This is a genomic window from Streptococcus sp. IsoGale022, from assembly GCF_031142805.1.
In the GTDB taxonomy this organism is placed as follows: domain Bacteria; phylum Bacillota; class Bacilli; order Lactobacillales; family Streptococcaceae; genus Streptococcus; species Streptococcus sanguinis_A.
On sequence record NZ_JAKZJI010000005.1, the window covers coordinates 32,894 to 45,436 of the forward strand.

Here is a 12,543-nt window from a genome sequence, read left to right on the forward strand (position 1 = left end):
GAGAAAATGGCAACCTTAGAATTAGTTAGGAAAAAAAGGAATCTTGTCAAACTAACCGAGGAATACTACAACGCTCTAAGTACTAATGTGCAGCTGAGCGGCGCCAATATCAAAATGGTCGAAATAACCTCAGTGACGGCAAATGAAGGGAAGTCTACAACCTCGGTGAATCTTGCGGCAGCCTTTGCCAGAGCTGGTCACAAGACCTTGCTGATTGATGCGGATATCCGTAACTCAGTCATGTCCGGTGTGTTTAGCAGTCAGAGAAAAGTATCAGGCTTGACGGACTATCTGTCAGGACAGGCTGCCCTGCATGAAGTCATCAACGATACAGATCTGGAAAATCTGGATGTGATCTTATCTGGGCCAGTATCACCTAATCCGACTGGACTTTTGCAAAGCAAGCAGTTTGAAGCGCTTTTGACTGACCTGCGTGTCCGCTATGACTACATCATCGTAGATACTTCACCGATTGGTCTAGTCATTGATGCGGCCATCATCGCTCAGAAATGCGATGCTAGCTTCTTGGTGACACAAGCAGGACATATCAAACGAAAAGCAGTCATGAAAGCTAAAGAGCAGTTGGAACAAACGGGAACTCCTTTTTTGGGTGTTGTCCTCAATAAATATAACATTGATTTGGAACGCTATGGTGCCTACGGAACTTATGGAGGATACGGCAGCTATGGCAATTATGGGAAATAGGGAATAAAGAGTTTTAGGATAATTGGGAGATTAGGAACATGACAAGAGCGAGAAAAAGAGTCATCTTAATTATTGTTGATATTATTTTGCTCAGTATAAGTCAGGGGATTTCAAAATTCTTCTTAGCAAAATATGTCGGGATAACGGATTTATCTTTTGTCTCTATTTTAATGGGGATTATTGTACTGTATTTGACATTTGCAACACTGTCGAATGTCTTTTCTACGATTACAAGGTATACAGATTACAAAACAATGTTTCGAGTGGGGGGCTCAATTTTGGGAGCTTACTCGATTGTATACATTGCAGAGAAAATTTTTTACGAATCCACAAACAGTAGATATATTGTCCTTTCTATGCTGCTATCTTTTTTGTTGGTTATTGCTTCAAGGCTGACTTGGCGGGAGATTCATGAATTCGTGCAGCACCCTTCAGCCTTACTGGGTAAGAAAGTAGATGGGACAAAGACCCTTGTTGTTGGTTCGGGGGATGGTGCCAGTCTCTTTATCAAGACAGCCCAGCAAAAATCAAAAGATTTAAAAATAGTTGCGATTGTAGATGATGATAAGAACAAGCAAAATACGTATCTTCATGGAGTAAAAGTTGTAGGAACAACTGAGCAGATACCTGAAATTGTAGGGAATTATGAAGTTGAACAAATTGTCATTGCCATTCCTTCGTTGGCACCGGATGATTACGAGCGAATCGTAGAGTACTGCCAACAGACGGAGGTCAAGGTCAATGCCATGCCTAAGTATGAACAGGTGATTACGGGGAAACTATCTGTCAGCAAACTTCAGGAAATTGATATTGCAGATCTGTTAGGGCGTAAAGAAGTTAAGCTGGATCAGCAAAGTTTGAAGTCCAATATTAAATGCAAGACAGTTCTTGTTACGGGGGCAGGTGGCTCTATCGGCTCAGAACTTTGCCGTCAGATTGCTCAATTCTGCCCAGCAAGGCTCCTGCTTCTAGGTCATGGAGAAAATTCAATTTATTTGATTCACAAGGAGCTGTCAAGCCGTTATAAAGATGATATTGAGTTGATTCCAATCATTGCAGATATTCAAGATAGAGAGAGGATTTTCCATATTATGGAAACCTATCGTCCTGATCGAGTGTATCATGCAGCGGCTCATAAACATGTTCCTTTGATGGAGTACAATCCGACAGAAGCAGTCAAAAACAATATCTATGGCACGCGAAATGTAGCAGAAGCAGCAAAGGCAGCTGGTGTCGCGAAATTTGTCATGATTTCTACAGATAAGGCAGTCAACCCGCCTAATGTTATGGGGGCAACTAAGCGAGTGGCGGAGATGGTCGTGACCAGTTTAAATGAAGAAGGAAAGACTCTTTTCTCAGCCGTCCGCTTTGGGAATGTTTTGGGCAGCCGAGGTAGTGTCGTTCCTTTGTTCAAGGAGCAGATTGCCAAGGGAGGTCCTATCACCGTGACGGACTTTCGAATGACACGCTATTTCATGACCATACCAGAAGCCAGCCGCTTGGTGATTCAGGCTGGAGCCTTGATGCAAGGGGGAGAGGTTTTTGTCTTGGATATGGGCGAGCCTGTGAAAATTTTGGACTTGGCTAAAAAGATGATCACGCTCAGTGGCCATACTGAAGAGGAGATTCAGATTCAAGAAGCAGGCATTCGACCGGGTGAAAAGCTTTATGAAGAGCTCTTGTCTGCCAAGGAAAAGGTTAATGATCAAGTCTATGAAAAGATTTTTGTAGGAAATGTTCAGTCGCTGCCTAAGATAGAGGTGGATTCCTATGTGGACTCTCTTCTAACTCTTGGTGCAAATGACCTCAAGGACAGCCTGGTAAAGTTTGCACAGCAATAAGTTTTTAGGATAATCATGTATAAATTTTTTAAACGAACATTAGATATAGTCTTGTCATTCTTAGGAATGCTTGTCTTATCACCATTTTTTCTGCTTCTAGTACTCGCTATTAAATTGGATTCAAAAGGACCAGTTTTGTTCAAACAGAAGCGGGTCGGTCTGCATAAGAAACACTTCTATATTTTGAAATTCAGAACGATGCGAATTGACACACCTAAGGATACTCCAACTCATTTGCTGGAAAATCCAGAGCAATGGATTACAAAGGTTGGGAAATTTCTTAGGAAGACATCTCTGGATGAGTTGCCTCAGATTTGGAATATTTTTGTTGGTGACATGAGTATCATAGGTCCAAGACCGGCTCTTTGGAATCAGTATGATTTGATTGAAGAGCGAGACCGCTATGGAGCAAATGATGTTTTGCCAGGTCTGACGGGATGGGCTCAGATTCACGGGCGAGATGAGTTGCCAATCTCCAAGAAAGCTGAATTGGACGGCTACTACGTCCAGCATTTGTCTTTTGGATTAGATGTCCGCTGTTTCTTTGGAACCATTAAGAGTGTGGCCAAGAGCGAAGGTGTTGTCGAAGGCGGTACGGGAAATATGGAAAAGAAAGATTAAAGGCTGATGAAAAGAATATTAATTACGGGAGAGGGTAGCTATATCGGCCGGAGCTTTAAGAGATATGTTTCCTCACGGGAGGATGTTCAGGTTGATGAGCTGGACGTCCGCGGAGAGACCTGGAAGGAGAAAGATTTTTCGTCTTTTGATGTAATTTTGCATTTGGCGGCGATTGTCCATATCTCCAACCCATCAAAAGAGATGGAATCGGTATATAAGCAAGTCAATACTCAGCTACCTTATGAATTGGCTCAAAAGGCTAAACGCGAAGGTGTCAAACAGTTTATCTTTATGAGCAGCATGAGCGTCTATGGCGAAGTTTTGGGAGATCGGGTTATCACAAAAGACACGCAAGAAGGTCCTGATTCTTTTTATGGCAAAAGCAAACTAGCTGCTGAGCAACTTCTGGCGGAATTGGAGAGCGAAGATTTCAAATTGGCAGTTTTACGGCCGCCCATGGTTTATGGTTATCAAGCTAAGGGAAATTATAAGCGACTGTCAAAGTTGGCTCAGAATCTACCAGTTTTCCCTTTAGTCCAGAATGAACGTAGTATGATTTATATTGACAACCTTTGTGAGTTTATCAGACTGATTGTTCAGAATCAAGACAGCGGTGTCTTCTATCCTCAAAATCAGGACTATGTCAATACCTCTCAGCTAGTCAGAGAAATAAAAAGGACTCATGGCCAGAGAGTAGTCTTGCTGCCTGCATTTAACTGGATTTTAAAAGGACTGTCTCGCCATGTTTCGACACTAAATAAGCTGTTTTCAGATTTAACTTATGAAAAAGAGATGTCTAGCTATCCTCAGTCTTATCAGGTAGCAGATTTTAGGAGGTCTATTGAGAAGACGGAGAAGGGAAACTAGTTTAGGATGAATGGGGGGATTGTTAGTGAAATTTTCGGTATTGATGTCTGTCTATCAGAAGGAGAATCCAGATTTCTTAAGAAAGAGCCTAAATAGCGTTCTTATAGAGCAGAGCCGCAAACCAGATGAGCTTGTCCTTGTAGAGGATGGGCCGCTGACAGAAGAGCTTTATCAGACGATTCAAGATTTCAAGGAATCATTTCCAGAGATGAAAGTTCTACCCTTAAAGGAAAATGTCGGATTGGGAGAAGCTTTGCATCGGGGAGTTGAGGCTTGTTCTTATGACTGGATTGCTAGAATGGATACAGATGACATTGCGACACCGGACCGTTTTCAGCAACAAGTGGACTATATTGAGCAGCATCCACAGTTAGATGTTCTGGGGGGAAATATCATAGAATTTGATTCGGAACCAGATCAAATAGTGGCAGAGAAACAAATGCCGCTTTCTCATGAAGAGATTATCAAAAGGTTGCAGCGGAGAAATCCTTTCTGTCACATGACGGTATTTTTCAAGAAATCATCTGTTTTAAAAGCGGGCAATTACAAGCCCCTGCCTTTAGTGGAAGACTATTATCTTTGGGCGAGAATGGCTGCTCAGGGCTGTCGTTTCGCCAATCTTAATCGGGTCTTGGTTTATGCTCGTGTCGGAAACGGCATGCATACGAGAAGAAGCCAGACAGAGCAGATTGCCAGCTGGAAAGTAGTCAATACTTTTTTGCTGTCACATGGTATGTTGAACCGAGGGCAATATTATCAAAATATGTTGATGATTCGCGCTTTTGTGGGAACGCCTATTTGGATAAAAGCGTTCATTTATAAGTATCTGCTTAGAAGAAAGTAATCTTCTTCACAGACAGAGCAATCTAGCTTAGACAGGGAGAAAGCTAGAAGTTAGGGGGATATAGGATGAAAAGTTTAGGAAGGAGGGAGAAATGATTTCTGTCGTGATGGCGACCTATAATGGGGTGGATTTTATTTTGGAGCAACTAGACTCTATCCGCACTCAAAAGCTGAAGCCTGATCAGGTCATTATCTGTGATGACTGTTCGACAGATCGGACAGTGGCGCTAATCAAGGACTACATCACCAAGCATCAACTGACTGATTGGCAGCTGATTGAAAATCAGGAAAATTTGGGCCATTATCGAACTTTTATAAAATTAGCAAGTTTGGCTGAGCACGATATTGTTTTTTTCGCTGATCAGGATGATAAATGGCTGCCTGATAAAACAGCTGCCTTGCAGAAAGTACTGTTAGAAACAGGTTCTGCTATGGTGTATGGCCAGTCTTACTTGATTGATCAAAATGGTCAGGTCATCAAGGAGCCCAGGGTTTCAGGAGAAAGGCAAGAAAGAAATCTAGCTTGGCTTCTAAAAAATTGGCCGTCAGGTTATCAGACAGCTTTTAGAAAGTCGGTACTGACGGATATTTTGCAGCAGCAGTATACGGATTATCCTGGATTTGATTATCATGATGTTTTATTTGGTATGCTGGCTCCATTGTATGGAAAAGTTGTTTGCTTGGACCAGCTTCTAGATCAGCATCGCATTCATCAGGCGAATGTAACCCAGTCTGCGTCGTCGCTCAGTTTTAATAAAACAAGGTTATCTAGGATTAACTATTTACAGAAGGTCATCAGTCGCTATGAGTCCGTGCAAAAAATCGCAGAAGAGCGTCAGATTTCTGAGGCGGCTCATCGCCAGCTTGCTAGGGCTTTGGCCTTGACCAATCTTAGACTGAAATTATTACAGTCTAGAAATCCATTTTGGGCTTTGGGCCTGATGTTTCAAATAAGGGAGTATCGAACAATAAAAGATTTCATCAGTGATTTGGTATACACCTATTCACTGAATGGAGTTGCTAGGAGATTATTGAAAAAGTTTGGGAGGTAAGAAAAATGAGAGGAACCAGTAAGATTGAATGGGAGTTGGCTTTGGGAGAACGCTTCAGCCCCATGTATCAGAAAATTACGGATGATAAATTAAAGGTTTTACAAAAAGCCTATTTACAAATGTATAAAAAATTTGATGCAGAGTGTCGTCGGCATCATATTCATTCCTACATGGTTGCAGGGACCTTGATTGGCTCTTTGCGACATGGGGGCTATATCCCTTGGGACGATGATATTGACTTAGTGATGTTCCGAGAGGACTACAATCGTCTGCAGGAAATCTTTGCGGACAGCGAGGACTTCGAGTTGATTTCTCCTGCGGATGCGACAGACAGTGTCTTTAAGGTTCTAAAGCTGCAGAGCAAGTCACTGACCTACTATGATGTTTTGGGAGAAGGTTTCAGTAAAAAGAAACATCTTTATCTTGATATGCTGCCAATTGACTTTGTCCCAGAGAATAACATGCTTCGCAAGCTCAAGGGTCTTCTATTCAGAGCCTTGGATTTATCACACAATAGCTCACGCTGCTATACGAAGTTTACTCCGCATCTGACCTATATGGCTAAAGAATCCAAAGAACTCAGACAAAATCTTTGGATCAGAAGACTGATAGGCTTCCCTTCTTTTATCATGGGGCCAGCCAATATGTATAAGTTGATGGAAAAACTCATCCAGTCTAATAAGAAGACTTCAAAAATAACAATTGCTTATGGTGTAAAAGGTTATTTGGGAGAGACAATCGACTATGAAAGTTTCTATCCAGCTAAGAAGTATTCCTTTGAAGGCTATGAGTTCGATGGACCTAATGATGCGGACAAGTATCTGACCAATCGCTACGGTGATTACATGACACCGCCTGAAAGAAAAGAACAGACAGAACGTCATGTCAGACTGAGAGATAATTGGGTTGAATTAATAGAAGGAAGATAATGGTTTTTTTACTAATTTTGGGAGGCCTTTTCCTATTGTTTTTGACAATCAAAACAGTAGGAAGAGACTATGCTAACCCGGCTTTTATATATCTGGCAATATGGATGATAGCAAGCATTTTTACTGCATTTTATTCATCCAAATGGGGAGAGGGACTTTCTCTGATAACGGTCACTGTTATCTTTGTTGGAAATGCCATTTTTTTAATGGGAGTCCTCTTGTCATCGAATTTGTTTGCTGAGAGGAAGTTGGACGCCAAACCTAGTCAAATAAAGGTGAGTAATTTTTTCATTATTTTAGTTCTCTTATTTTTGGCTTATGCGGTCAGGTTTATTTATTCCGATTTGCTTTACTTGGCGGCGCAGAGTAAGCAGGTACCTGGGGGATTGTTTAAAACCATTGAATTGGCTCGGCATATGACTACAAATTATGATTTCTCTCTTAGTCGTCTTAGCCTCAATTTGTTGCGGGTTAACTTTTCCTTAGGAATTGTTTTCTTCTATTTTTTCTGCGAGTCTCTTTTTTCGGGAAAAGATGGCATTTTTTACAAGGGCAAGTTATTGCTGGTTAGTCTGATTTCTTTAGGTATTTCCCTCTTGTCTACCGGACGTACGGAGTTGCTGGGCTTGGTTGCAGGCTATGCTATTGTGTATATGCTGTTTTTCTCGAAGTATTATTCGTGGAGAGACAGCAGGTATGGTGTGAAGCTTTTTCGCTCTTTGCTGATAATTGGCTTTGTATTCCTTGTCTTATTTATGGCAGTTGGAACCTTTGTTCTCAATCGAGTGGATAGTCGGGCAGAGTTCGGAATTTTGGATAATTTGGTTAAATATATGGGTTCACCCATTCAGGCTTTAGACTATTATCTGAAAAATCCTACTCTTTATAGCGATAATCAAGTCTTTGGAGAAAATACTCTTATTGCTATCTATGGAACATTGAAATCCCTCGGTCTGTCTAGCCATGATCTGACACCTTTCTTGCCTGTTGTTCATTTCAACGACGATAAAACCAATGTTTACACAATTTATTACTACTTTATCAAGGATTTTGGCTATTTCTCAGTCCTTATCTTTCAGCTTTTATATGGCTTCTTTTACGGAAGTTTCTACTATTCTATCAAAAAACGCTATTTCACCCCGCTAAAGGTTATTGTTTTCGCTTTATTTGCGTATCCTTTGGTCATTTCATTCTTTCAGGAAACATTGCTGTCATTGCTGACAACCCATATCAATCGGATTATCTATGCTTTTGTGATTTATATGGCAGCTGATTTACTGAGTAGAGTACGATTTACAACGAGAGGAAGGAAAGTATCGGTATGACGACATCAGCTCTGATATTCGCAGGCGGCACAGGCAGCCGCATGAATACCAAGACCTTACCCAAGCAGTTTTTAGAGTTGCACGGTAAGCCTATTATTATTCATACGATTGAGCACTTTGAAGACCATCCGGCAGTATCGGACATTGTGGTTGTCTGTGTAGACGGCTGGCTGGACTACTGCAGAGATTTATTAGCCAGATTCAATATCAAGAAAGTCAGTCAAGTGGTTCCTGGTGGAGAGACTGGACAAATGTCTATTTTTAATGGTCTATCTGTCTTACGGGAAAAGTACAAGAACGATGACGACTATGTGTTGATTCATGATGGTGTTCGCCCCTTGATTGACGGGGGAATTATTTCTAAAAATATTGAAACAGCCAAAAAGTATGGGGCAGCTATTACGGTTAAGCCGGTTATCGAAACGGTTATTCAGGTCGATGAGGCGGATGTTATTAATCAGGTTATTGAGCGTTCCACTTGTCAGACAGCTGTCGCCCCTCAAACCTTCGCGCTTTCGAAGATTCACTCCCTGCATTTAAAAGCTCAGGCAGAGAATCAGTTTGATATGACGGATTCTGCGACACTGGCTCGTTATTTTGGTCTCCCTCTGCATACAGTCATGGGGGGCAGTGAAAATATCAAAATTACGACTCCATCTGATTTTTATATCTTTAGAGCGATTTACGAAGCGCGTGAAAATGCACAAATTTTTGGTTAATATGGGAAATAATACGATTTTACAAAAGGATATGGAAGACCTAGCTACTGTCAGTCCTATTCTTAGAGAACTGAGAAATGTAACAGTCTTGGTAACCGGAGCAACGGGACTTATAGGCAGACACTGCATTTCCGCCTTGATGGCTTTAAATGATTTGTACCAAGCTAATGTCAGAGTAGTGGCCTTGGCACGAAATCAGAAAAAAGCGGAAGATCTATTTCAAGATTTTTTACATAGTGAGAATTTGAAGCTAGTGTATGCTGACTTGCTGTCAGATTGGCAGATAGAGGAGGATTTGGATTATATTATCCATGGAGCCAGTGCGACGGACTCCTCTTTTTTCGTTGAGCATCCTGTGGAGACAATTGATCTAGCCGTAAATGGAACGAAAAAACTACTGGAGCTGGCTAAAAATAAGCAGGTTCACAGTATGGTCTATCTCTCTTCTCTGGAAGTCTATGGGACGACAAATCCTGATGCTTCTAGCATTAGCGAGAAAGATTACGGTTATTTGGATCCAACCAGTATCCGCAGCAGTTATTCGGAAAGCAAGCGCATGGCAGAGTCCTTGTGTGTAGGCTATTGTCATCAGTATCAGGTACCAGTGAAAATGGCTCGTTTGTCACAAACCTTTGGCCCAGGTGTGAGCTATGAGGACAACAGAGTTTTTGCGCAGTTTGCGCGTGCTATCCTTGAAAAGAGAGATATTGTTCTCCGGACTAAAGGGGAAACTGTTCGGAACTACTGCTATACCAAAGATGCCATTGAAGCTATTTTTTACATTCTGCTGAAAGGCCAAGCAGGTCAAGCATATAATGTCGCCAATAAAGAGACGGCTATTTCTATCCGTGAGATGGCGGAAATGGTTATTGAACTAAGCGGTAGCAATGAATCGAAGTTGGTCTTTGATTTGGCAGAGGATGTGGAAAAGCTAGGATATAATCCGACAGTTAAGATTCGTCTCAATACGGACAAGATTGAGAGTTTAGGCTGGCATGCTCATACTGATTTAGAAACCATGTTTTTACGTTTGATTGAGAGCATGGCAGCAGATAGGAAGAAATAGGAGGGAAAATTTGTCTGGTGGATTTAAAAAAATAGTAGCTAATTTTTCCTATGTTGTCTTGTCCAATTTGCTGACAGTAATAGTTTCTTCTCTGGTTGTCTTGATTTTGCCTAAGATCATGGGTGTAGAGGAGTATGGATACTGGCAACTCTATATTTTTTATTTATCTTATGCCGGTTTTGTTCATCTGGGTTGGGTGGACGGAATTTACCTTCGCTACGGTGGTTTGGAGTATGCTGATCTGGATAAAGAAAAGTTTTTCTCTCAGTTTCTCATGCTTTTGATCTATCTGACAGGGATTGGAATTTTATTTTTATTAGGGATTTCTGCCTTTATTAGAGATGAGAGCAGTCAGTTTGTTTTTACACTTTTGGTTTATACCACGTTGGTCACCAATCTGCGTTTTCTCTTTGTTTACGTTCTGCAGATGACTAATCGACTAAAGGAAAGTTCCTATGTTGTTAGTGGAGACCGACTCCTCTATTTACTGCTTTTACTGGTCTTTATTTTCGTGGGTTTTCGAGATTTCAAGATTATGGTCTATGCAGATTTGATTGGTAGAGTTGTTTCTCTTTTTTATGCCATGTATCTGTGCCGAGATATGGCCCTGCGACCCCTCAATCAGTTTAAGCTTGATATAAAGGAAACGGTTCGCAATATTGCTGTTGGTATCAATCTGATGCTATCAAATGTAGCCAGTATGCTCATTATAGGAACGGTTCGAATGGGGATTCAAAAGGTATGGAACATTGCTACATTTGGGAAAGTATCTTTGACTCTGAGTATTTCCAATCTGCTTATGACCTTTATCAACGCTATCGGTTTGGTCATCTTTCCGATTTTGAAACGGACGAACGAAAGCAAGTTGCCTAAGATTTATAATCAGTTGCGGAATGTCCTTATGGTTCTTATGTTTGGAGTGCTTTTGTTGTATTATCCCCTGAAAATAGCTTTGGACAGCTGGCTGCCGGCTTACAGAGAGTCTTTGATATTTATGGCTCTAGTCTTTCCTATGTCTGTCTACGAGGGAAAAATGGCTCTGCTTATCAATACCTACTTAAAAGCCTTACGAATGGAGAGGCAGATTTTTAAAGTAAATGTAATTGCCATGCTCTTAAGTTTCGCTACTACCTTGATTTTTGCAGTTTTTCTGCGCAATCTGAATGCTACAGTGCTGTCTATCGTGCTGTTGCTTGCGACTAGGAGTATATTGGCAGAGCTAATCTTAGCCAAGAGGATGCAGATTGAGGTCGTCAAAGATATCTGGGTTGAGTTGCTAATGACGCTTGTATTTATTGCTTCGAATTGGTTTTTATCAGTTTATCTTGCTGCAGCAGCCTATGGATTTGTCTATCTGACCTACAGTATATACAAATACCAAAGTTTGAAAGGCCTGCTCCAACAATTGCGGACTCGTTGATGCTTGAGAAATTATAAATAGTTTAACAATCTAAATACTAAGCCCTGTCTGGGCTTTTTATATGCACTCAACTGTCATCAATTGATATGTTTTTTAATGGGCGTGTAATCTGGTCTTGATGAGCTGTAATAATAAACATGCTATAATGTCTGCATGAAGACTGAAAACACAACTTTGCACGCTTTCAAGGCCCTAGCTTGCTTTAGTATTGTTTCCTTACACTTTCTGCTGCCGGGGCAATTTGGCGTTTTTTATCAAATTGTGGCCCGCTTTGCAGTTCCCTTTTTCATGATGCTGTCGGGCTATTTTTCCTTTAATATTTCCAGAGATAAGGTTAAGTATCGTCTCAAGCAGATGCTCCTTTTGACAGCTGCCAGTCTCCTATTTTACACGATTGTGCATTTTGTCAACCTAGTGCTGACCAGAGAGTTAACAGAAAAGATGGCAGCTATAGACCTATCTGATTTTGCGGACTTTTTCCTTTTTAACAGTCCCAGAGACTTGATTGGCTCAGCTGCTACACCGACATGGTATTTGCTGGCTATTTCTTATATCTACACGCTTTATTTGGTTTTTTATAAGCATTTTCACCGCTTAACTAGCTTGGGTGTGTCATTGTTCTTGTTGATCCTGGCCTTTTGTATTGAGTTCAATACAGATAGCGAATTTTACTATCGCAACTTCCTGTTTATGGGTCTTCCCTTTTTCATTCTAGGGATGCAGTTTGCCAAGCATCGGGATCGGATTTTAGCCTACGACTTGTCGTCTGTCAGGAAATGGGCGATTGGTTTGGGAATAGCAGGCTTGATTCTGCTTGAGTATTGTTTCATGGGTACGGAATATGACCTCTATCCCAGCACTCTTTTTTCATCCAGTGCAATTTTCTTCTATGCGGTAAGAAATGGGTCCGATATTGATATTCCGATTTTGAATAATATCGCTAAGAGATATGCTACCATGATTTATATCATTCATCCTTTTATTATCTTCATTTTCAGGTCGATAATGCCTCGGAATACCATTTACAGTTTTGGCTTTTTTATTATTTTCTTACTGTCTTACTTGCTGAGCATAGCTTTTCAGAAAGCCATCAGGCCCAGGCTTATCAGTGCGCTTCCGGCTCAGTGATGTAAGCTGTCATAGCTTATCCTCGCT

At 41.1% G+C, this 12,543-nt stretch carries 12 protein-coding genes; all 12 read left to right on the forward strand.

The genetic code is table 11. The features are described from left to right. The first annotated feature begins 6 nt into the window (after positions 1-6). The 12 genes from RG608_RS03930 to RG608_RS03985 all read left to right on the forward strand — a co-directional run bounded on the left by RG608_RS03930 (position 7) and on the right by RG608_RS03985 (position 12,516). The gene (locus RG608_RS03930) at positions 7-705 is read left to right on the forward strand and encodes a tyrosine-protein kinase (protein WP_268687719.1); all 699 of its coding nucleotides are present in this window, start codon (positions 7-9) and stop codon (positions 703-705) included. A 38-nt stretch (positions 706-743) separates the two neighbouring features. Further along, entirely contained in the window at positions 744-2,546 is a 1,803-nt protein-coding gene (locus RG608_RS03935) for a nucleoside-diphosphate sugar epimerase/dehydratase (protein WP_308946558.1), read from the forward strand. A 15-nt stretch (positions 2,547-2,561) separates the two neighbouring features. Beyond that, positions 2,562-3,167: a sugar transferase gene (locus RG608_RS03940; RefSeq protein ID WP_268687718.1), complete on the forward strand. Its 606-nt coding sequence runs from the start codon at positions 2,562-2,564 to the stop codon at positions 3,165-3,167. A 6-nt stretch (positions 3,168-3,173) separates the two neighbouring features. After that, positions 3,174-4,034, forward strand: a complete 861-nt coding sequence (locus tag RG608_RS03945; protein ID WP_268687717.1) for an NAD-dependent epimerase/dehydratase family protein — start codon at positions 3,174-3,176, stop codon at positions 4,032-4,034. 10 nt (positions 4,035-4,044) lie between these two features. Next, on the forward strand, positions 4,045-4,878 hold the full coding sequence (locus RG608_RS03950) for a glycosyltransferase (protein WP_308946559.1): 834 nt from the start codon (positions 4,045-4,047) through the stop codon (positions 4,876-4,878). Between the two features lie 91 nt (positions 4,879-4,969). Beyond that, a complete protein-coding gene (locus tag RG608_RS03955) occupies positions 4,970-5,929 on the forward strand; it encodes a glycosyltransferase family 2 protein (protein WP_268687715.1) in 960 nt (319 codons plus the stop codon). A 5-nt stretch (positions 5,930-5,934) separates the two neighbouring features. Then, positions 5,935-6,858 (forward strand): phosphorylcholine transferase LicD, encoded by a 924-nt coding sequence (locus RG608_RS03960; protein ID WP_002907804.1) that lies wholly within the window; start codon positions 5,935-5,937, stop codon positions 6,856-6,858. Continuing rightward, entirely contained in the window at positions 6,858-8,183 is a 1,326-nt protein-coding gene (locus RG608_RS03965) for an O-antigen polymerase (protein WP_268687714.1), read from the forward strand. Before RG608_RS03960 ends, RG608_RS03965 begins: the two co-directional genes overlap by 1 nt. Beyond that, complete coding sequence (ispD, locus tag RG608_RS03970) at positions 8,180-8,902, forward strand: 2-C-methyl-D-erythritol 4-phosphate cytidylyltransferase (protein WP_268687713.1); 723 nt, start codon at positions 8,180-8,182, stop codon at positions 8,900-8,902. Before RG608_RS03965 ends, ispD begins: the two co-directional genes overlap by 4 nt. Beyond that, on the forward strand, positions 8,883-9,968 hold the full coding sequence (locus RG608_RS03975; protein ID WP_308946560.1) for an NAD-dependent epimerase/dehydratase family protein: 1,086 nt from the start codon (positions 8,883-8,885) through the stop codon (positions 9,966-9,968). Before ispD ends, RG608_RS03975 begins: the two co-directional genes overlap by 20 nt. Positions 9,969-9,978: 10 nt before the next feature. Further along, on the forward strand, positions 9,979-11,388 hold the full coding sequence (locus RG608_RS03980) for a flippase (RefSeq protein ID WP_032906216.1): 1,410 nt from the start codon (positions 9,979-9,981) through the stop codon (positions 11,386-11,388). A gap of 153 nt (positions 11,389-11,541) precedes the next feature. Further along, entirely contained in the window at positions 11,542-12,516 is a 975-nt protein-coding gene (locus RG608_RS03985) for an acyltransferase (protein WP_268687711.1), read from the forward strand. Positions 12,517-12,543 lie beyond the last annotated feature (27 nt).

Excerpts from the sequence above, each read along its gene's own strand:
- RG608_RS03930 (WP_268687719.1), top strand. The coding sequence starts at position 7 with ATGGCAACCTTAGAATTAGTTAGGAAAAAAAGGAATCTTGTCAAACTA.
- RG608_RS03935 (WP_308946558.1), top strand. The coding sequence starts at position 744 with ATGACAAGAGCGAGAAAAAGAGTCATCTTAATTATTGTTGATATTATT.
- RG608_RS03940 (WP_268687718.1), top strand. The coding sequence starts at position 2,562 with ATGTATAAATTTTTTAAACGAACATTAGATATAGTCTTGTCATTCTTA.
- RG608_RS03945 (WP_268687717.1), top strand. The coding sequence starts at position 3,174 with ATGAAAAGAATATTAATTACGGGAGAGGGTAGCTATATCGGCCGGAGC.
- RG608_RS03950 (WP_308946559.1), top strand. The coding sequence starts at position 4,045 with ATGGGGGGATTGTTAGTGAAATTTTCGGTATTGATGTCTGTCTATCAG.
- RG608_RS03955 (WP_268687715.1), top strand. The coding sequence starts at position 4,970 with ATGATTTCTGTCGTGATGGCGACCTATAATGGGGTGGATTTTATTTTG.
- RG608_RS03960 (WP_002907804.1), top strand. The coding sequence starts at position 5,935 with ATGAGAGGAACCAGTAAGATTGAATGGGAGTTGGCTTTGGGAGAACGC.
- RG608_RS03965 (WP_268687714.1), top strand. The coding sequence starts at position 6,858 with ATGGTTTTTTTACTAATTTTGGGAGGCCTTTTCCTATTGTTTTTGACA.
- ispD (WP_268687713.1), top strand. The coding sequence starts at position 8,180 with ATGACGACATCAGCTCTGATATTCGCAGGCGGCACAGGCAGCCGCATG.
- RG608_RS03975 (WP_308946560.1), top strand. The coding sequence starts at position 8,883 with ATGCACAAATTTTTGGTTAATATGGGAAATAATACGATTTTACAAAAG.
- RG608_RS03985 (WP_268687711.1), top strand. The coding sequence starts at position 11,542 with ATGAAGACTGAAAACACAACTTTGCACGCTTTCAAGGCCCTAGCTTGC.